18 protein-coding genes are annotated in these 19,803 nt (G+C 67.5%); 3 read left to right on the top strand and 15 right to left on the bottom strand.

What is annotated here, in order from left to right:
• Window positions 1–142 precede the first annotated feature (142 nt).
• The 7 genes from DID98_RS09570 to sapR form a co-directional block, all read right to left on the bottom strand.
• Window positions 143–904 (bottom strand): ABC transporter ATP-binding protein, encoded by a 762-nt coding sequence (locus DID98_RS09570; RefSeq protein WP_124570635.1) that lies wholly within the window; start codon window positions 902–904, stop codon window positions 143–145.
• A complete protein-coding gene (locus DID98_RS09565) occupies window positions 901–1,815 on the bottom strand; it encodes an ABC transporter ATP-binding protein (protein WP_124570634.1) in 915 nt (304 codons plus the stop codon). The genes DID98_RS09570 and DID98_RS09565 overlap by 4 nt, the downstream gene beginning before the upstream one ends.
• A gap of 1 nt (window position 1,816) precedes the next feature.
• The gene (gene nikC, locus DID98_RS09560; RefSeq protein WP_124492228.1) at window positions 1,817–2,731 is read right to left on the bottom strand and encodes a nickel transporter permease; all 915 of its coding nucleotides are present in this window, start codon (window positions 2,729–2,731) and stop codon (window positions 1,817–1,819) included.
• 66 nt (window positions 2,732–2,797) lie between these two features.
• Window positions 2,798–3,868: an ABC transporter permease gene (locus DID98_RS09555; protein WP_124570633.1), complete on the bottom strand. Its 1,071-nt coding sequence runs from the start codon at window positions 3,866–3,868 to the stop codon at window positions 2,798–2,800.
• 10 nt (window positions 3,869–3,878) lie between these two features.
• On the bottom strand, window positions 3,879–5,480 hold the full coding sequence (locus DID98_RS09550) for an ABC transporter substrate-binding protein (protein ID WP_124570632.1): 1,602 nt from the start codon (window positions 5,478–5,480) through the stop codon (window positions 3,879–3,881).
• Window positions 5,481–5,553: 73 nt separating this feature from the next.
• Window positions 5,554–6,117: a D-alanyl-D-alanine dipeptidase gene (gene ddpX, locus DID98_RS09545; RefSeq protein WP_124489615.1), complete on the bottom strand. Its 564-nt coding sequence runs from the start codon at window positions 6,115–6,117 to the stop codon at window positions 5,554–5,556.
• Window positions 6,118–6,132: 15 nt separating this feature from the next.
• Window positions 6,133–7,014 carry a sap1 transcriptional regulator SapR gene (gene sapR / locus DID98_RS09540; RefSeq protein WP_124570631.1) on the bottom strand — a complete coding sequence of 294 codons (882 nt, stop codon included), beginning with the start codon at window positions 7,012–7,014 and terminating at the stop codon, window positions 6,133–6,135.
• A gap of 257 nt (window positions 7,015–7,271) precedes the next feature.
• Between sapR and DID98_RS09535 the strand changes: the two genes are divergently transcribed.
• Window positions 7,272–7,520 (top strand): helix-turn-helix transcriptional regulator, encoded by a 249-nt coding sequence (locus DID98_RS09535; protein ID WP_044843249.1) that lies wholly within the window; start codon window positions 7,272–7,274, stop codon window positions 7,518–7,520.
• Window positions 7,521–7,523: 3 nt separating this feature from the next.
• The gene (locus DID98_RS09530) at window positions 7,524–8,858 is read left to right on the top strand and encodes a type II toxin-antitoxin system HipA family toxin (RefSeq protein ID WP_124570630.1); all 1,335 of its coding nucleotides are present in this window, start codon (window positions 7,524–7,526) and stop codon (window positions 8,856–8,858) included.
• Window positions 8,859–8,894: 36 nt separating this feature from the next.
• On the opposite strand, the gene DID98_RS09525 is transcribed toward DID98_RS09530, so the two are convergent.
• From DID98_RS09525 to DID98_RS09495, 7 genes are all read right to left on the bottom strand, one after another.
• Complete coding sequence (locus tag DID98_RS09525) at window positions 8,895–10,148, bottom strand: hypothetical protein (protein WP_124570629.1); 1,254 nt, start codon at window positions 10,146–10,148, stop codon at window positions 8,895–8,897.
• A gap of 26 nt (window positions 10,149–10,174) precedes the next feature.
• Window positions 10,175–10,717, bottom strand: coding sequence for a class I SAM-dependent methyltransferase (locus DID98_RS09520; protein ID WP_124520686.1), 543 nt, complete (start codon window positions 10,715–10,717; stop codon window positions 10,175–10,177).
• A 79-nt stretch (window positions 10,718–10,796) separates the two neighbouring features.
• Window positions 10,797–12,386: an ABC transporter substrate-binding protein gene (locus DID98_RS09515; protein WP_124520684.1), complete on the bottom strand. Its 1,590-nt coding sequence runs from the start codon at window positions 12,384–12,386 to the stop codon at window positions 10,797–10,799.
• Window positions 12,387–12,524: 138 nt separating this feature from the next.
• The gene (locus DID98_RS09510; RefSeq protein ID WP_124520953.1) at window positions 12,525–12,857 is read right to left on the bottom strand and encodes a sugar ABC transporter ATPase; all 333 of its coding nucleotides are present in this window, start codon (window positions 12,855–12,857) and stop codon (window positions 12,525–12,527) included.
• 247 nt (window positions 12,858–13,104) lie between these two features.
• A complete protein-coding gene (locus DID98_RS09505; protein WP_044843255.1) occupies window positions 13,105–13,434 on the bottom strand; it encodes a hypothetical protein in 330 nt (109 codons plus the stop codon).
• 135 nt (window positions 13,435–13,569) lie between these two features.
• A complete protein-coding gene (locus DID98_RS09500; protein WP_124570628.1) occupies window positions 13,570–14,490 on the bottom strand; it encodes a bestrophin family protein in 921 nt (306 codons plus the stop codon).
• Between the two features lie 12 nt (window positions 14,491–14,502).
• A complete protein-coding gene (locus tag DID98_RS09495; RefSeq protein WP_124489622.1) occupies window positions 14,503–16,827 on the bottom strand; it encodes an FdhF/YdeP family oxidoreductase in 2,325 nt (774 codons plus the stop codon).
• Window positions 16,828–16,980: 153 nt separating this feature from the next.
• Between DID98_RS09495 and DID98_RS09485 the strand changes: the two genes are divergently transcribed.
• Window positions 16,981–18,402: a PLP-dependent aminotransferase family protein gene (locus tag DID98_RS09485; protein ID WP_124489623.1), complete on the top strand. Its 1,422-nt coding sequence runs from the start codon at window positions 16,981–16,983 to the stop codon at window positions 18,400–18,402.
• A gap of 52 nt (window positions 18,403–18,454) precedes the next feature.
• Here the strand turns inward: DID98_RS09485 and DID98_RS09480 are convergent, their stop codons facing one another.
• Entirely contained in the window at window positions 18,455–19,696 is a 1,242-nt protein-coding gene (locus DID98_RS09480; RefSeq protein ID WP_044843259.1) for a mechanosensitive ion channel family protein, read from the bottom strand.
• Window positions 19,697–19,803: the final 107 nt, after the last annotated feature.

Raw genomic sequence — 19,803 nt, 5'->3', positions numbered from 1 at the left:
CGCCTCCCTATAGCTGTTGAGCTGTTGACGAAAGGACATGGACCCGCGCGGCGCGCGAGGGTTCCATTCGGTGGCGCGTCGGCGCGCTGGCGCACCGACGCACGGGGTGCCGAGTATCGCACGCCCGCGCGTCGCGCACATGTCAGGCGACCGGATCGAGCCGGCGGTACCCTTCTGTCGCGCGCAGCAGCGTGCGCGTGTAGTCGCGTGCCACCTGCCCGGCGCGCACGTCCTCGATCCGCAGCTGTTCGACGATCTCGCCATGCTGCATCACCGCGACGCGCTGGCACAGAAAGCCGATCACCGCGAGGTTGTGGCTGACGAGGATCATCGTCAGGTTGCGTTCGCGATGCAGGCGGCGCAGCAGGTTCAGGATCTCCGCCTGCACCGACACGTCGAGCGCGGAGGTCGGCTCGTCGAGCAGCAGCACGCGCGGCTCGACGATCAGCGCGCGCGCGATCGCGACACGCTGGCGCTGGCCGCCCGACAGCTGGTGCGGATAGCGGAAGCGGAACGCCGGGCCGAGCCCGACTTCGGACAGCGCGCGGGCGATGCGCGCGTCGGCGTCGTCGATCCCGTGGATCGACAGCGGCTCGCGCAGCGTCTGGTCGACCGTGAAGCGCGGATGCAGCGACGCGTACGGATCCTGGAACACCATCTGCACTTGGCGGCGGAATGCGCGGTCGGGCGTGCCGCCGACGGGCCGGCCGTCGATCGACAGGCTGCCGCCCGCGAGCGGCACGAGGCCGGTCAGCGCACGCAGCAGCGTCGACTTGCCGGAGCCCGATTCGCCGACGAGGCCGAACACTTCGCCGTCGCGCACCGCGAAGCTCGCATCGCGCACGGCGTCGACATGGCCCGTGCGGGTCGGAAAACGGATCGAGGCGTGATCGACGTCGATCATGGTGCGGACTCCTGTTGTGCCGTCGCCGCGCCGGCAGGCGAAACGGTATCGAGCCATGCCGGATCGCGCCGCAGCACCGGCAGTTCGTCGGGCGGGTTCGCGAGCGGCGGGTTCGCCGCGAGCAGCCCGCGTGTGTAGGGATGCGTGGCGTTGCGCAGGTCGCGCGCGGCGCAGGTTTCGACGACGCGGCCCGCATACATCACCGCGACGCGATCGCAGAACGACATCACGAGCGGCAGGTCGTGGCTGATGAACATCAGCCCCGTGCCGTGCCGCGCGATCATCGCGTCGAGCACCGCGAGCACCTGCATCGATACCGCGACGTCGAGCGCGGAGGTCGGTTCGTCGGCGATCAACAGACGCGGACCGGTCGACACCATCATCGCGATCATCACGCGCTGGCCCATGCCGCCCGACAGCTCGTGCGGATACGCATCGGCGACGCGCGCCGGATCGCGGATCTGCACGGCCGCGAGCGCATCGACGATCCGTTCGCGCAGCGCGCGGCCGCGCAGCCCCGGCTCATACAGCCGGAATGCTTCGCCCATCTGCTTCGCGACCGTCATCACCGGGTTCAGCGAATACTTCGGATCCTGCAGGATCATCCCCATCTGGCTGCCGCACAGGCGCCGGCGTTCGCTCGCCGACATCGCGAGCAGGTCGTGGCCCGCGAAGCGCATCGTGCGGGCCGACCAGCGCGCGGCTTCGGGCAGCAGGCCGAGCAGCGCGCGGCCCGTCAGCGATTTGCCGGAGCCCGATTCGCCGACGATGCCGAGCCGTTCGCCGGGCGCGAGCGTCAGCGACAGGTCGCGCACCGCGTCGGACACGACGCCGTCGTGTCCGCGAAACCCGATCTTCAGGCCGTCGATCTCGCAGAGCGGCGCGGCGGCGTTGACGGAATTCAGTGACATGTCACGCTCCATGACGCGGATCGAAGACGTCGCGCAGCCCGTCGCCGAGCAGGTTGAACGCGAGGCTGACGAGCAGGATCGCCGCGCCGGGCAGCGTCGCGACCCACCACGCGTCGAGCAGCACGTTGCGGCCGGACGCGACCATGAAGCCCCATTCGGGGCTCGGCGGCTGCGCGCCGAGGCCGAGGAAGCCGAGGCCCGCGACGGTCAGGATGATGCCGGCCATGTCGAGCGTCGCGCGCACGATCACCGACGACATGCACAGCGGCACGATGTAGCGTAGCAGGATCCGCGGGCCCGATGCGCCCTGCAGGCGCGCCGCGTGGATGTAGTCGGCCTGCGCGATGCGGATCGTCTCCGCGCGCGCGAGCCGCGCATAGGCGGGCCACGCGGTGATCGAGATCGCGACGACCGCGTTGATCACGCCGGGCCCGAGCGCGGCCGCGAACGCGAGCGCGAGCACGATCTTCGGGAACGCGAGGGCGATGTCGGTAATGCGCATCAGCACGCTGTCGACGAAACCGCCGCAATAGCCGGCCGTCGTGCCGATCGCGAGGCCGATCGGCACGACGATCACGACCACGAGCAGCGCGATGCCGAGCGTGAGGCGCGAGCCGTCGATCAGCCGCGAGAGGATGTCGCGGCCGAGCTGGTCGGTGCCGAGCCAGTGCGACGGCGAGCCGGGCGGCAGCAGGCGGTCGGACAGCACCTGGCGCAGCGGATCGTGCGGCATGATCAGCGGGCCGACGATCGCGACGACGATCAGCGCGACCAGGATCGCGAGCCCGAACAGGTTGAGCGGATTGGCGGCGAAGCGGCGCCAGCGGCGATACGCGAGGCCGAACGCGGCCTGCGCGCGCGACGCGGGCGCATCGGAAAGCAGCCACGCGCGCAGCGTGAGACGCTCGGCATTCATGGTCGGGACACCTTCGGCATGGACGGGAAAGGAAGCAGGGCGGCAGCAGTCATGTCGCGGCAGCCCTCAGCGCGCACGCGGATCGAACACGCGGTACAGCGCGTCGGTCAGCAGGTTGACGGTGATGAACATCGCGCCGATCACGAGCGTCGCGCCGAGCACCGCGTTCATGTCGGCGTTCAGCAGCGCACCCGTCAGGTACGAGCCGAGCCCGGGCCACGCGAACACGATCTCGGTCAGCACCGAGCCTTCGAGCAGGTTGCTGTACGTGAGCGCGATCACGGTCAGGAGCGGCACCGCGATGTTCCCGAACGCGTGCCGCCAGATCACGCGGCGCTCGGACAGGCCTTTCGCGCGCGCGGTGACGATGTATTCCTGGCTCAGCTGGTCGAGCATGAACGAGCGCGTCATCCGGCTCAGGTACGCGACCGAGTAGTAGCCGAGGATCGCGGCCGGCAGCGCGATGTGCGACACCGCGTTGCGGAACACGTCCCACTCGCCCGCGAGCGCCGCGTCGATCAGCAGGCTGCCCGTGCGCGGGTCGACCATCCCGTCGTACACGGGATCGAGCCGGCCGGGGCCGCCGACCCAGTGCAGCCGCGCATAGAACAGCAGCAGCCCCATCAGCCCGAGCCAGAACACCGGCACCGAATTGCCGATCAGGCCGACGAAGCGCGCGACGTGGTCGATCGGCCGGTTGTGCTTCACCGCGGCCGCGACGCCGAGCGGCACGCCGATCGCGATGCCGATCAGCGTCGCGATCGTCGCGAGTTCGAGCGTGGCGGGGAACACGCGCCTGATGTCGTCGAGCACCGGGTTCGACGTCAGCAGCGACATGCCGAGATCGCCGTGCAGCACGTCGCGCGCGTAGATCATGAACTGCGTGACGAGCGGCTTGTCGAGGCCCAGCGCGATGCGCTCGGCCGCGTACGCCTCGGCCGACGCGCGATCGCCGAGGATCGCGAGCACGGGATCGATCGGCACCTTGCGGCCGATCACGAACGTCAGCGCGAGCAACCCCGCGAACGTGACGGCGAGCGTGAGCGCCCAGCGCAGCACGCGCAGCGCCCAGCGTACGGCCGGGCGGCGCGCGGGCAGCGTGCGCAGTGCTTCGAGGGAGGAGACGGGAGTCGACATGCGGCGAATCTTATTGCTTCTTCAGGTTACGGTACGACACGAGATCGTTGATCGGTCCGACTTCGAGCCCGCTCACGCCGGGCCGCGTCGCGACCTGCGCGACTTTCTCGAACATGATCACGAACGGCGAGCGCGCGAGCAGGTCCTTCTGCATCGCCTGATACCGTTGCGCGCGTTGCGCGGCGGTCGGCTCGGCGAGCGCGGCGTCGGTCTCCTTCGTCAGTTGCGGAATGTCCCAGCTGTTGCGCCAGGCCAGCATTTTATAGCTCGACTTGTCGGAGTTGTCGGGGTTCCATGCGAAACCCTGCGCATTGCTGTGCGGGTCGATGTAGTCGGCCGACCACTCGCCGATATAGATGTCGTGCTGGCGCGCACGGTATTTCGCGAGCGTCTGCTTGTTGTCGCCGGGAATCAGCTGCACCTTGACGCCCGCCTGCGCGAAGTTCGCCTGCACGGCCTGCGCGATCTCCGTATACGGATAGTCGTTGCGCACGTCCATCGTCACCGAGAAGCCGTTCGGCACGCCGGCCTTCGCAAGCAGCGCCTTCGCCTTCGCGACGTCGAGCTTGTACGGGTTCGCCTTCAGCGTGCCGAGGAAGCCTTCGGGCAGGAAGGTCTGGTGCACCTTGTAAGTCGTCTTCACGACGTTGGTCTGGATGCCGGAATAATCGATCAGCCACTTCAGCGCTTCCTGCACGTCGGGCTTCGCGAGCGTCGGGTTCTTCGTGTTCAGGCCGAGATAGAGCAGCGTCGCCTGCGGCGAGGCCATCACCTTCGCCTTGCCGGATTTCACGACCGACGCGAGATCGTCGGGGCTCAGGTCGCGCGCCGCGTCGACGTCGCCGTTTTCCAGCAGCAGGCGCTGGCTCGCCGCTTCGGGCACGTGGCGCAGCACGATGCGCTTCATCGCGAGCGGCAGCCGGTAGCCGTCGAAGCGCTGCAGCACGATGCTGTCGCCGGCCGCCCACTTGACCAGCTTGTATGCGCCGGAGCCGGCCTCGTTGGTCTTCAGCCATGCGTTGCCGAAGTCGTCGCCCTGCTGGTGCGACAGCAGCAGCTTCCTGTCGAGCACCGACGCGGGCCACGAGCCGAGCACGTTCAGCACGAAGGTCGGCGCGTATTTGTGGTCGGTCGTGATCGACACCGTCTGGTCGTCGAGTTTCTTCACGTTCGCGACGACGTTCGCCTTCGTGAGGCCGATGCCGGTCAGCACGGCGGCCGGGCCCTTGTCGAGCAGCACCGCGCGCTGGATCGACCAGGCGACGTCGTCGGCCGTCAGCGGGTTGCCCGAGTGGAACTTGAGGCCCGGGCGCAGCTTGAACGTATAGGTCAGCCCGTCGGGGCTCACCGTCCACGACTGCGCGACGTCGCCGTTGAATTTCGACGGATCGCGCAGGTCGACGCGCACGAGCCGGTCGTACGTGTTAGCGACGTATTCCTCCGGCACCAGCTCGTAGATCTCGCCGGGATCGAGTGTCGTGAATTCGTCGAGCAGCGTGGCCATCACGAACATGTCCTTCGGCGTTTCCGCGCGTGCGGCGGCAAGCGGAACGGCGGCGAGCACGGACGCGGCGGCCAGCGCCGCGACGAGCCGGGAGGTCAGGGGCTTCATGTGCGTTTCTCCATGTGTCGTTGAAGTCGTTGAAGTCGTTGAACGTGAACGGTGAAGGGAACGTGCAGTGTCGTTACATCAGGCGCCACGGGCCGCTCGCGGCGTTGTCGATCTGCGGCAACGCATGCGAACCGGGCAGCTCGTAGTGCCACCACTCGCTGTCGATATGCGCGAAGCCGGCCGCGTGCATCACGCCGAGCAGCAGCAGCCGGTTGCGTTGCACGGCTTCGGGCAGCCCCGCGTGGAAGTGGCCCGACGCGGCCACCATCTCGTCGAAGCCGGTGCCCATGTCGACCGCCTCGCCGTTCGCGTCGACGAGTGTCAGGTCGAGCGCGGTGCCGCGGCTGTGGTTCGAGCCGCGGCCGAGATCGGCGACGAAGTTCGGGTCGGGCAGGAAATCCCACAGCACCTGCTGCGCCTGCGGCGGCCGGTACGCATCGTAGACGCGCAGCGTGAAGCCGGCCTGCGCGGCGACGTCGACCGCGCGGCGCAGCGCGGCTTCGGCGGGCTCGAGCAGCAGGCAGTGCGCGCGGCGGTAGATCGCCTTGCCGGTCAGGTTGCGCTCGGTCGCGTAGACGAGATCGATCTCGACGCGATGCGTGGCGGGTGTGATTTCGACGAGGCGGGGTGGGTTCATCGGCAGTCGGGGCGCTCAGGATTCGAATTGGTCGAACGTGCGCTGCAGTTCGCGGTTGCGCGCGACGCGCCGGTCGATCGCGGGACCGAGGCGGTCGACCACGGCGGTGATCAGCAGGTTGAACAGGCAGGTGAGCGGCGCGAGCGAATCCCAGAACTGGCCGACGTCGGTCTTTACCTGCAGCAGGTCGGCCGGCCATTCACGCGCCCATGGGCAATAGAGATCGGTGACCAGCGCGAACGGCTGGCCGCGCTCGGCGGCCGCCTGGCAATAGCGGCGCGCGCTGCGCGAATAGGCACGCGTATCGGTGACGATGCAGTACGGCCGCTCGAATTCGGAGTTCAGCGAATCGACGTACGAGCCCGACTGGCCGTCGGAATAGAACACGCGAGGGCGCAGGTATTCGAGATAGCTGCTGAACGCATTGCTGATGCCGCGGGTCGACTGGATGCCGAGGATGAACACGGCGTCGGCATGCGCGATCCGGTCCGCGACCTGCGCGAACACGGGTTCTTCGGCGAGCCGGTAGACGTGGCGGATCGCGTCGAGTTCGCGATCGAGCGACGATGCCAGCGTGCCGTCGCCGCGGGTGCCGTCGCCGTCGCTCACGTGTGTGCCGGCGGCGCGGCGATATTCGTCGAGGCGATCGGTAATCATCCACGGGCGATCGCTGCCGCCGCGCAGTTCGCGTTTCAGATCGTCGAGGTTCCGGTAGCCGATGCTGCGCAGGAAGCGCCCGACCGAGATGCCGCTGGTGCCGGCCTGCTGAGCGATCTGGTCGGCGGTTTCGAGCCCGAGACGGTCGAGATTCGCGAGCATGTAGCTCGCGATGCGCTTCGCGGTCGGCGTCAGCTCGGCAAAGCGGGATTCGACGGTATGGGCGAACGCGCAGGTCATCGGTATGTTAGATGTTTGTCATCGGATGATTCGGTGTCATCCATCTAACAAAACCAAAATCATTCGCGCCAGCGGATAAAAACTATGGTTTGGCGGAGGGTGATAGGGTCGGGTACGCGTCCCCGACGGCAATGTCGCGATGCGTAATCACGCAGATTATTTCTGACAGAGATATTTTACGCTTATGTCTGTCAGCAATAATTTGCGTTTATGTCTGTCAGAGATATACTGCATTTATTGCCTACTGGACCCGAGCCGTGGATTTCATCGTCAATACGCCCGCGCAACTGGGCGAAATCCTGTCGTCCGCGCGTCAGGCCAAGGGGCTGACGCAAGCCGAGGCGGCGGCGCGCATCGGCGTCGGCCAGTCGCGCCTGTCGTCGCTCGAGACCACGCGCACCGCCAGCCTGTCGCTCAGCCAATTGCTCGAACTGACCGCGCTGTACGGTCTCGAGCTCAGCGTCCGCACAAAGGACGGGCGTGACGCTGCCGACATCGACTGGTAAGCGATGGGGCGCAACTCGCACACCCGCGCGCTGTCGATCTGGGCCAACGGCCAGCGGGTCGGGACATGGCGGATTCCGGCGCGCGGCGACATGGAGTTGCGGTACGACGCCGGCTGGAAGCAGTCCGCCGCGGGCCGCCCATTGTCGCTGTCGCTGCCGTTCGGCGTCGGCGATACGCCGTTGCGCGGCGAGCGTGTGAACCACTACTTCGACAATCTGCTGCCGGACAGCGACGCCATTCGTCGCCGGCTGGCATCCCGGTTCGGCACGGCGACGATCGAGCCGTTCGATCTGCTCGCCGCGCTCGGCCGCGACTGCGTCGGCGCGGTGCAACTGCTCGGCGAGGACGAGGCACCCGTCGGCCATGATCGCATCGACGGTACGCCGTTGTCGGACGACGAGGTGGCGCGCGTGCTCGATCAGGCGAGCGGGGTGGCAGGTGGCGCACAGGACGACGACGACTTCCGCCTGTCGCTCGCCGGCGCGCAGGAAAAGACCGCGCTGCTGTTTCACGAAGGGCGATGGATGCGCCCGCATGGCGCGACACCGACGACGCATATCCTCAAGCTGCCGCTCGGGCTGGTCGGCAACAAGCGTGCGGATCTCACCGCTTCCGTCGAAAACGAGTGGCTGTGTCTCGCGATCCTGCGCGCGTACGGCCTGCCGACGGCCGATGCCGAAATCGTGCGTTTCGGCGAGCACAAGGTGCTGTCGGTCGCGCGTTTCGATCGTGCGCTGCATCGCGAAGGCGGATGGTTGTTGCGCTTGCCGCAGGAGGATTTCTGCCAGGCGCTCGGTGTGCCGCCGCATCTGAAATACGAATCGCAGGGCGGCCCCGGCGTGCCGGATCTGGCCGCCATCCTGCGCCGGTCGGAAACGGCGCAGGCTGACCTCGACACGCTGTTTGCCGCGCTGATCGTGTTCTGGATGCTCGCAGCACCGGACGGGCATGCGAAGAACTTCAGCCTGCGCCTGCTGCCGGGCGGTCGGTTCCGGTTGACGCCGCTCTACGACGTGATGTCGATCTGGCCGGTCGAGGGCGACGGCGCGAACCAGTGGTCGTGGCACAAGGCCAAACTCGCGATGGCCGTGCACGGCAAGCGCAAGCACTACGCGATGCGCGACATCACGCGCCGGCACTTCAGCGCAATGGCCGAACACTGTCTGCTCGGCGATATCGCGACGCCGATCATCGAACGGCTGGTCGCCGCGACGCCGCACGTGATCGAGTCGGTCGGCGCGACGCTGCCGGCCGGGTTTCCGGCGCGGATCGCCGAACGCATTCTGGGCGGATTGCGGTTCGCCGCCGAACGTCTCGCCGAAACACCGCGCGCCTGACGTCGGGCGGCGAACCGCCTACGCGTCGTCCACTGCCTACTGCTGCATGTCCGGCGCCTCGCGCAGCCGCCAGATCGCGTTGCACTGCTGGCCGCCGAGGCTCGTCGAGCGCAGCGTGATGACGGTGCCGGCCGAGATCCGATACCAGAAATGGGTCATCAGATCAGGGCCCTTGTGCTGCGCCTGCCCATCGATCAGCACCTCGCATCGCAGCGGCGACGGCGAGCCGGACGGGTGCGTGATGTACACGTTCAGCCGCGCGATGTCGCGGGTCGCAGTCAACACGATCTCGTGGTTCCCGCTGCCGACGAGCATCGTGCCGCCCGGTTCGTCGAGCGCCTGCAGGTACGCGCCCGCGCTGCCCTCGATCGCGGCGGAGTTGACGGTCAGCCCGGCCGAACGCACGTATTCGGTCGCGGCGATGCGGGCGGCGGCCGTGTCGGACGGTGCCGGCGTGCCGTCCGACAGCGCGAACGGCATGCCGTCGCGCAATGCGGCGTCGACGTGGTTCGCGTAGTAGCGCCAGCGATCGAAGAAACGGATGTCGCCGGTCATGTGCAGCGCGCGGATCGGTTCGCCCTGATAGCGCAACGTCGTGGCGCCGTTGCTCGGGTCGAACGATTCGTGAATGCCGTTCTTGCTGACGAAGTTCTGGACCGGGTCGAGCAGCGCGGTTTCGCCGCGTGCGCCCCACAGGTGCAGGAACGTCGTGTCGATCCCGAAGCATTCCTGAAAGTCGGTGCCGATGCGAGCGACGCAGTCGCGCAGATGCGCCGCGAAACGCGCCCACGCGGTGGCCGTGCCGGCGACCAGTCCGGCCTGCAGCGCACCGCCGTGACGCGCCTGCACGTCGTCGACGACGAGACGCCAGTGCGCGTCGCGCCGCTCGCCGATCAGCGGCGTGACGACGAACGTGCAGAACAGCGGGTCGGGGCATGCGTACAGGCGGTCGTCGGCGATCCGGGAGAACAGGTCGAACGAGGACGCGCAGAACCAGATGTCCGCGTCGTACAGCGCGAGTTTCGTGATGTGCGGATTGCGCGCGCAATAGTCGGCGGCCTCGATGAAGCGGCCGACCGGCAGCGCATGCGCGCTCGACGCTTCGACCACGTCGACCGACTGGCTTTCCAGGATGCGCCGCTTGCGTTCGGACAGTCCGTAGCCGATGACGGCCACCTGCCCGTCGTAGCCTGTCTGCCGCAGCGACAGCAGGAACGGCACGAGCATCTCGTACCACGCGCGGTTGTTGTCGTTGATCGCCACGCAGACCGCGTGTCCGTTCGCATGCATGGTGCCTCCCGTTGCGCGTGCGCGGCTCAATAGCCGACGTGACGCTCGCACACGACCGCGCCGCAGCCGCGGCTGTCGTGATACGTGATGTGAAACTGCTTGTTGTCCCACAGCCACTGGAATACGGCCTGGTAGACGCCCGACGTGTTCATGTCGTGCAGCACGATCTTCTTGCGCGCGAGCGGGCCGAACCGGTTCAGTTCGGCGAGCGTCTGCTCGTACGTGTGCGTGGTGTCGATGAACAGCAGGTCGCACGCGAGCGGGTCCATTGCAAGGTCATCGGCAATCCTGAATTCGAAGTCGATCGCCAGTTCCTGCGCCGCGTGCTTCAGCTCGTCCTGGATGTGGAAATACTGATCGGTGATGTCGACCGACACGAGCCGCTTCGGCTGCGCGAGCATGAAGGCCGTCGTGGTCAGTCCGGTGAACACGCCCAGCTCGAGGATGCTGTCGCATCCGGCGGCCGTGCGGGTATAGAAGTCGAAGCGCGACGGGCTGTCGCCGAGCCAGCCGATCGGTTCGATCTTGTACTGGAGGAATTCCAGCCGCAGGTCTTGTAATGAGCGCATTGTGTAGTCCCCGAGCGAAGCGTATTGGATGACGGATGCGCCCGCGCGCCGGCGTTGCCGGTCGCGCGGGCAGCCGGCCTTATTTCGCCAGCGTCCGGTACGACACGAGGTCGTTGATCGGGCCGATCTCCGGCCCGGTCGTGCCGGGGCGCGTCGCGACCTGCACGACCTTCTCGAACATGATGATGAACGGCGAGTTCGCGAGCACGGCCTTCTGCAGCGCCTCGTAACGCTGCGCGCGCTTCGCGGGCGACGGCTCGACCAGCGCGGCCTCGGTGTCCTTCGTCAGTTGCGGGATGTCCCAGCTGTTGCGCCACGCGAGCATCTTCGTCTTCGACTGGTCGGAATTGTCCGGATTCCAGGCGAAGCCGCGCGCATTGCTGTTCGGGTCCATGTAGTCGGGCGACCATTCGCCGATGAAGATGTCGTGCTGGCGCGCACGGTACTTGCCGATCGCCTGCTTCGCATCGCCCGGGATCAGCTTCACGCGGATGCCGCCTTGCGCGAAGTTGGCCTGCAGCGCCTGCGCGATCTCGAGGTACGGATAATCGTTCGGCATGTCCATCGTCACGTCGAAGCCGTTCGCCAGGCCGGCCTTCGCGAGCAGCGCCTTCGCCTTCGCGACGTTCAGCTTGTACGGGTTCGCATTCAGCGTGCCGAGGAAGCCTTCGGGCAGGAAGGTCTCGTGGACCTTGTAGGTCGTGCTGACGATGTTGCGCTGGATGCCGTCGTAGTCGACCAGCCACTTCATCGCCTGCTGGACCTCGGGCTTCGCGAGATTCGGGTTCTTCGTGTTCAGGCTCAGGTACAGCAGCGCGGACACCGGCCACGACGCGACCTTGATCTTGCCGGCCTTGGTCAGCGCGGCGAGGCTGTCGGGGCTCAGGTTGCGCGCGGCGTCGACGTCGCCGTTTTCCAGCAGCAGCCGCTGCGCGGATGCCTCGGGCACGTGGCGCAGCACGACGCGTTTCATCGGGTACGGCGCGCGGTACTTGTCGAAACGCTGCAACACGATGCTTTCGTTCGGCGTCCACTTGGCGAGCTGGTACGGGCCCGAGCCCGCGTCGTTGGTCTTCAGCCAGCCGCTGCCGAAATCGTTGCCCTGCTGGTGCGACATCAGCAGCTTCTTGTCGAGCACCGACGCCGGGCACGCGCTCAGCACGTTGAGCACGAAGCTCGGCGCGTACTTGCGGTCGGTTTCGAGCACGAAGGTCTGCGGGTCGACCGCGCGCACCTTCTGCATCACGTTCGTTTTCGTGAGGCCGAGATCGGCGAGCACGCCGGCCGGGCCCTTGTCGAGCAGGACGGTGCGCTGCAGCGACCATGCGACGTCGTCGGCGGTGACCGGGTTGCCGGAGTGGAACGCGAGGCCGGGGCGCAGCTTGAACGTATAGGTGAGCCCGTCGGCGCCGACCGTCCAGGATTGCGCGATCTGCCCGTCGAAGCGCGTCGGGTCCTTCAGGTCGACCCGCACGAGCCGTTCGTAGGTGTTCGCGACGTACTCGGACGGCACGAGCTCGTAGATCTCGCTCGGATCGAGGGTCGTGAATTCGCCGAGCTGGGTGGCGACGACGAAAATGCCGGGCGGCGTCGCGGCCTGCGCCGGCAGCGCCGGAACAAGCGCGACGAGCGCGGCGCTGACGAACAGCCGGGACAGCAGGTGCTTCATGCGGGCTCCGTGGAAAGGGAATCGTGGTGCGATTCTCTCATCGACGGCCGCCCGGATGAAAAAATTCGACGGGCGCGCGGAACGGCGCCCGGGGGAAGCGGCTTGCGTGCCGGGCGCGGTGCCCGGCAGCGGCGGCGGTCAGATCACGCAGCGCGCGATCGCGAAGCGCATCGCTTCCTCGGCCGGCTCGCTGCCCGAGCCGCGCACGACCTTGACGACCGAACCGTGGCCCGACGGCGTGAGCGTGACGAAGTACGAGCGCGAGCCGACGGTGATGTCGGTCACGCCGTTGTGCTGCGATTGCTCGGTACCGGACAGGCGGCTGTCGAGGCAGTTGGCGATCGCGTGGGCCGGACGCGCCGACGACACGTAGATCATCGGCGCCGGGCCGGACGCGGCCGAGTCGGACGAGGGCGCGGAACCGCAGGCGGCGAGCAGGGCGGCGGGAATGAGCAGCAGGAATCGTTTCATGATCGGAATCGTCGTGTGTCTCGTGTCGAGGCTGGGGCGCGGGGTACGCGAAACGCGAAGCTTCGCGACGAAACCGCCGCAATCGTGCCGTTTTTGACGGTCGATACGGGCGGCGGCTGACGTCGGAGTATACCCGCGGCACTTGACACGAACGGCCGGCTGAAACGATTCGATACAACAACAAGCGCCCGCTGTCGCGCGGCGGCAGCGGGCGTTTCAAGCGATGGCGAATCGACGTTTGCCGGCGTTATTGGCCGATCTTGTGGCTGACCGCATTTTCCTGCTGGTTCAGCACGTGCTTTTCGCTCTGCGTAATGTGGCCGCGATCCTGCGCGGCCATGTCCCGCTCTTCCCGGCGGATCCTGCGGTCGTCACGGTGCAGGCGCGCGGCCCGGGCGTGCGACATCTCGCCTTCCTTCACTTCGTGACGGATCCGGCGATTCTGGTTGGCGAGACGCTGGTTGACCTCCTCGCGGCGCGGATGCGCCTGCTGCCACGGCGTTTCGGCGAACGCGGTGCCGGTCAGCACCGACATCAGGGTGGCGGCGATCGCGAGATGGCGGGTAAGGGCTCGCATGACGTTTTCTCCTGTCGTTGCGCGTCACGAAACGTGCGCGCTTGTCGAAAAAACGCTGTGCGGGCCCCGGCTGTTGACGTTTCCGGCTGTATCGCTTGCAAGTGATTATTACAGCGCGTCGGCCGTATCGGCCCGTCAGGTGAGCCGATACGCCGGGCCGGGCGTCACCTCCGCCGGCAGCGGCTCGCGGTTCAGTTCGAGCAGCGTGCGCTCGATCGTGCGCGTCATCGCATCGAGCGCGAGGTGGTTCGGCCCGTCGCCGAACGGCTCCGCGATCGCATGCGCGATCGCGTCGAGCGCGATCAGCGTATAGGCGACGAACACGGTGACGAACGGCGTCGCCGCGCCGATCGAATCGACGAGACCGAACGGCAGCAGCACGCAGTACGCATAGATGGTCCGGTGCAGCAGCACGTCGTACGAGAACGGGATCGGGGTCGACGCGATGCGCTCGCAGCCGCTCACCATCGACACCAGATCGTCGAGGCGCGCGTCGAGCATCCACAGCCGCGTGTCGGCGAGACGGCCCGCATCGGCGCGCGCGGCGAAGGCTTCGCGCAGTTCATGAACGATCGCGATCGGCGCAAACCGGGCGGCGACGATGCGCGCATAGGTCGCGTCGTCGAGCAGCGTGCGCAGGTCCGGCGCCGGAGCGGTGCCGCGCAGCTGATGCTTCAGCGCATAGACGAACGCGACGACCTTGCGCACGAACGCCTGCCGTGAGGCATCGTCGCCGTCGACCGCGCCGTAGCAGAGCGCCTGGGACACCAGCGTGCGCGTGGCGGTCAGCACGCCACCCCACAGCTGCCGGCCCTCGCGATAGCGTTCGTAGCTCGCGTTGTTGCGAAACCCCGCGAAGATCGCGAGCGTGAGACCGATCAGCGTGAACGGCGTCGGGTTCAGCGGCACCTTCTCGCCGAGCACGCGGCCGCCGCCCCACACCGCGACGAGGCTGATCGCGAGCGTCAGCACCAACTGCGGCAGGATGGTCGGCAGCACCGACCCGTTCCAGACGAGCAGCATCCGCAGCCAGTGCTCGCGCGGCCGGACGATCATCGCGGCGCTCCGTCAGGCGGCAGCCGACGCCGGCGCGGCCGCGCGATGCAGCAGCACCGGCACCGACTTCGACGTCGGCGTGTTGCACACGTCGCCGACGCTGTCGAGCGGCACCAGCGGGTTCGTTTCCGGGTAGTACGCGCCGATGCAGCCGCGCGGGATGTCGTATTCGACGAGCAGGAAGCCGTCCGCGCGCCGCTCGATGCCGTCGTGCCACACGGTTTCCATGTCGACCCGGTCGCCGGCCTTCAGGCCGAGCATCGCGAGGTCGTCGCGGTTGACGAACACCACGCGGCGCTGGCCATACACGCCGCGATAGCGGTCGTCGAGCCCGTAGACGGTCGTGTTGTACTGGTCGTGCGAGCGCGTCGTCATCAGCGTCATCAGGCGCTCGCCGTGCAGTGCGCGGGCGCGCTGGATCGGCGTGTCGGTCGGCAGCGCATGCGCGATGAAGTTCGCCTTGCCCGTCGGCGTCAGCCATTCGCGATCGCGCGACGCGACGCGCAGGTGGAAGCCGCCCGGCCGCGCGATACGCGTGTTGTAGTCGTAGAAGCCGTCGAGCGTCGCCTCGATCGCGTCGCGGATCTTCGCGTAGTCGTCCTTGTACGCGAGCCAGTCGATCTTGCCGCTGCCGAACAGCGCGTGGCCCATGTGCGCGACGATCGCCGGTTCCGACATCAGGTTCGCTGACGCCGGCTTGTTCATCCCGTACGACACGTGGACCATGCTCATCGAATCCTCGACCGTCACGCCCTGCGCGACGTTGTCCTGCAGGTCGATCTCGGTGCGGCCGAGCGTCGGCAGGATCAGCGCGTCGCGGCCGTGGATCAGGTGGCTGCGGTTCAGCTTCGTCGTGATGTGCACGGAGAGATCGCAGCGGCGCATGCCTGCCCACGTGCGCGGCGTGTCGGGCGTCGCCATCGCGAAGTTGCCGCCGAGGCCGATCAGCACCTTCACGTGGCCTTCGAGCATCCCTTCGATGGTTTCGACGACGTCGTAGCCGTGGTGACGCGGCGGCTCGAAGTCGAACACGTGGCCGAGCCGGTCGAGGAACGCCTGCGACGGCTTTTCCTCGATCCCGACCGTGCGGTTGCCCTGCACGTTCGAGTGGCCGCGCACCGGGCACAGGCCCGCGCCGGGGCGGCCGATGTTGCCGCGCATCAGCATCAGGTTCGTCAGCATCTGCACGGTCGCGACCGAATGCTTGTGCTGCGTGATGCCCATGCCCCACGTCGCGATCACGCGCTCGCTGCGCGCGTAGCGCTGCGCAAGGCCGTCGATCTGCTCGTACGGCACGCCGCTTTCGGCCGTCAGCGCGGACCAGCTTTCATTGCGCAGATCGTCGGCGAACGCGTCGAAGCCGGCCGTGTGCTCGTCGATGAACGCGGTGTCGAGCACGCGCGGCGCGCCGGCGGCGCGCGCGGCATCGTCGAGCTCCAGCACGCGCTTCGCCATCCCCTTGATCAGCGCGAAATCGCCGCCGATCGTCGGCTGGATGAAGGTCGACGCGATCTTCGTGCCCGACATCGTCAGCATCTCGAGCGGGCTTTGCGGATCGGCGAAACGCTCGAGCCCGCGTTCCTTCAGCGGGTTGATCGACACGATCGTCGCGCCGCGCTTCGCGCATTCGCGCAGCTCGCCCATCATCCGCGGATGGTTGGTCGCCGGGTTCTGGCCGAAGATCAGCAGCATGTCCGCGTGCTCGAAATCGTCGAGCGTGACGGTGCCCTTGCCGACGCCGACCGACGCCGGCAGCCCGCGGCTCGTCGCCTCGTGGCACATGTTCGAGCAGTCGGGGAAGTTGTTCGTACCGTACAGCCGCACCAGCAACTGGTACAGGAACGCCGCCTCGTTGCTCGCGCGGCCGGACGTGTAGAACGCGGCCTGGTTCGGGTCCGGCAGCGCGCGCAGGTGGCGCGCGATCAGCTCGAACGCGTCGTCCCACGCGATCGGCACGTAGCGGTCGGTCTGCGCGTCGTACACCATCGGGTCGGTCAGGCGGCCGTGTTGTTCGAGCTCGAAATCCGACTGTTCGAGCAGCTCGGTGACCGTATGCGCGGCGAAGAATTCGGGCGTCACGCGCTTGCTCGTCGCTTCGGCGGCCACGGCCTTCACGCCGTTTTCGCAGAATTCGAACGTCGATGCGTGCTGGCGGTCCGGCCACGCGCAACCCGGGCAGTCGAAGCCGTCCGGCTGGTTCTGGCGCAGCAGCGTGCGGTAGTTGCCGCCGGTGACCTTTTCCTTGATCAGGTTGATCGTGACGGCTTTCAGCGCGCCCCAGCCGGCAGCCGGGTGGGTGTACGGTTCGATGCGCGCGGCGGCGGATTTCTTTTTCATGATGCAGGGTGTCAGGGGCGATGCACGCAGAGTACGCGCGGCGCTCCGGCCGCTGTGTGTACACCTTTCATCTTCAAAAAAGAGTACAGTTTCGGCCATCCGGGCAGTGCGAACCGCAACTGTGTTGTTGAAGGGAAGTTGAAAGGGAGGCGCGTGAAGCGTTATGAACAACTGGCCGACGATCTGCAGGCGCAGATCGAGCGCGGCGTGTACCGGCCCGGCGAGCGGATTCCGTCGGTGCGCCAGGCGAGCCGGCAGCAGCAGCTCAGCGTCACGACCGTGCTGCGCGCGTACCTCGTGCTGGAGAGCCGCGGCCTGATCGAGAGCCGGCCGCAGTCGGGCTACTTCGTGCGGGCGCGCGCCACGGCGCCGGCCGAGGCAGAGCTGCACATGTCGGCGCCGGCGGCCGAGCCGTCGGCGGTGGACGTGAGCCGGCTCGTGCTGTCGACGTTGCGCACGATCTCGCGCGACGACGCGGTGCCGCTCGGCTCGCCGTATCCCGATGCGTCGCAGTTCCCGGTGCAGCGTCTCGCACGCTACGCGCAGACGATCGGGCGGCGCCGCACGCGCTGGGGCGTGATCGACGACCTGCCGCCCGGCAACCCGGAGCTGATCCGCCAGATCGCGCGGCGCTACGCGGAGCGCGGAATTCCGGTCGAGCCGGGCGAGATCGTGATGACGATCGGCGCGACCGAGGCGATCAACCTGTGCCTGCAGGCGGTCGCGAAACCGGGCGACACGATCGCGGTGGAGTCGCCGACGTTCTACGCGATGCTGCACGCGATCGAGCGGATGGGCATGCGCGCGCTGGAGGTGGCGACCCATCCGGGCGACGGCATCGATCTCGACGCGCTCGAACGGATCCTCGCGCGCGAGCGCATCGCCGCGTGCATGGTGATGCCGAATTTCCAGAATCCGCTCGGCTTCCAGATGCCCGATGCACGCAAGCGCGCGCTCGTCGAGCTGCTCGCGAAGCACGGCGTGCCCGCGATCGAGAACGACGTCTATCACGAGCTGCATTTCGGCGACACGACGCCGAGCGCGCTGAAGTCGTACGACCGCGACGGGCTCGTGCTGCATTGCGCATCGTTCACGAAGAGCCTGTCGCCGCGCTACCGGATCGGCTGGGCGATGCCCGGCCGCTACCGCGACCAGGTCGAGAAACTGAAATTCCTGAACACGCTCGCGACGCCCGCGATCGAGCAGCTCGCGATTGCCGAATACCTGAAGCACGACGGCTACGATTTTCATCTGCGGCGGATGCGCAAGCAGTATGCGCAGCAGGCGAGCCTGATGAGCGCGATGGTGCGGCGCTTCTTCCCGGAAGGCACGCGGTTGTCGCAGCCGCAGGGCGGGTACGTGCTGTGGGTCGAGCTGCCGCGGCAGGTCGATGCGATGAAGCTGTATGCGCTCGCGCTCGCGCAAGGGATCACGATCGGGCCCGGCCACATGTTCTCGGCAACCGCCGATTATCGGCACTTCATCCGGCTCAACTACAGCTATCCGTGGTCGCGGCAGATCGAGGAGGCGCTGAAGGTGGTGGGGCGGCTCGCGTCCGAGTGCGCGGGGCGGTGAGCGGCGCGGCGCCCGCCGCGACACACCGCATTGCCGGCCGCGCAGGCAAGCGTCACCGCGCGGACGGCGCGGGCAGTCCGGCTTGCGCCGTGTCGACCATCCGGCGCATGTCGAAGCCCGACGGATGCTGGTACACACGCAGCCCGAACTCCGGCAGCACCGCGATCAGGTGATCGAACAGGTCGGACTGGATCGCCTCGTAATCGACCCAGGTCGTCGTGTCGGTGAAGCAGTACAGTTCGAGCGGAATGCCTTCGGCCGTCAGCGGCAGCTGGCGCGCCATGCACGTCATGTCGCGGCGAATGTGCGGATGGCCCTTCAGGTAGTTCGCGACGTACGCGCGGAAGGTGCCGAGATTCGTCAGCTGGCGGCGGTTCGCCGGGCATTCGCCGGCCGCGCCGAGCGTGCCGTTCCATTGCGCGATCGCGTCGACCTTGTCTGCCAGGTAGTCCTTCAGCAGCGTCAGGCGTTCGAGCCGTTCGATCTCGTCGTTGCCGAGAAAGCGCACGCTCGTCGCGTCGATGAACAGCGCGCGCTTGATGCGGCGGCCGCCGGCCTCGGTCATCCCGCGCCAGTTCTGGTAGCTCTCGGTGATCAGCTTCCAGGTCGGCACCGTGATGATCGTGTGATCGAAGTTCGCGACCTTGACCGTGTTCAGCGTGATGTCGATGACGGTGCCGTCCGCGCCGGCCGACGGCATCGTGATCCAGTCGCCGATCCGCAGCATGTCGTTCGACGACAGCTGCACGCCGGCGACGAGGCCGAGCAGCGTGTCCTTGAAGATCAGCATCAGCACCGCCGACATCGCGCCGATGCCCGACAGCAGCAGGCCGATCTGCTTGCCGGTCGCGTCGCCGATCACGACGAGCGCGGCCGTGATGAACATCACGAGCTTGACGAGCTGCATCGCGCCTTTCAGCGACAGGCGCGGCTGGTCGCGCCGGCTCGTGCGATGCGAGTGTTCGAGCGCGGACAGCGTCGCGCTGATCGTCATCGACACCAGGAACACGATCAGCGCGAACAGCACCTTGTCGGCAGCCTGCGCGGCCACGGCGGGAATGCCGGGCACCGCGCCGAGCCCGAGCTTGATCACGACGAACGGCACGATGCGGTTCAGCCACTTGAATGCGCCGAACTCGAACAGCGCGTCGTCGATGCGGGTGGCCGACAGCCGCGCGAGGCGCGCGACCACGCGGAACAGCAGGAAATGGACGGCGGCGGCGATCGCGCCGGCGGCGGCGAGCAGGATGAGGATGCCGACGAGCGGCGCAAACCAGGATTCGTTCAGGGTCATAAGGGTGGACAGGGGCCTTCTCGTGCGTTGAATCTGTACCGCGACGCGGCGCGCGCCCGGTGAAGGGCACATGAAAGGGACCGTGATTGTGCCATCGGGTTCCGGCC

The sequence above is a fragment of the Burkholderia sp. Bp8984 genome (genome assembly GCF_003853755.1).
Lineage (GTDB): Bacteria > Pseudomonadota > Gammaproteobacteria > Burkholderiales > Burkholderiaceae > Burkholderia.
Note: the sequence above shows the minus strand (reverse complement) of the source record. Positions and strands in the feature narration are given on the sequence as shown.